The sequence below is a fragment of the Pseudomonas sp. PKS genome (assembly GCF_051913525.1).
In the GTDB taxonomy this organism is placed as follows: Bacteria; Pseudomonadota; Gammaproteobacteria; order Pseudomonadales; family Pseudomonadaceae; genus Aquipseudomonas; species Aquipseudomonas guariconensis_D.
This window is the reverse complement of sequence record NZ_JBEGDO010000059.1, coordinates 1-333: the sequence shown is the minus strand read 5'-3', so window position 1 is coordinate 333 and position 333 is coordinate 1. Positions and strand designations below refer to the sequence as shown.

Here is a 333-nt window from a genome sequence, read left to right as displayed (position 1 = left end):
CCAGCCTGGGCCTGGGCGTGCGTCGCTTCAACGACGGCTACATGCTCGGCGCCAATAGCTTTTTGGATTACGACCTTTCCCGCCAACACGCCCGTCTGGGCCTGGGGGTCGAGTACTGGCGCGACTTTCTCAAGGTCAACGCCAACAGCTATACGCGTCTGACCAGTTGGAAGGATTCGCCCGACGTCGAGGATTACCTGGAACGCCCCGCCAACGGGTGGGACCTTCGTACCGAGGCCTGGCTGCCCTCCCTGCCGCAACTCGGTGGCAAGCTCACGTACGAGCAGTACTACGGCGATGAAGTCGGCCTGTTCGGCAAGGACAACCGCAAGA

Annotated in this window: 1 protein-coding gene; it reads left to right on the top strand. The window is 62.2% G+C overall.

The features are described from left to right. Window positions 1–333, top strand: a 333-nt coding sequence (locus tag ABOA88_RS24075) for an inverse autotransporter beta domain-containing protein (protein WP_440128003.1), incomplete at both ends; no start/stop codon positions are given.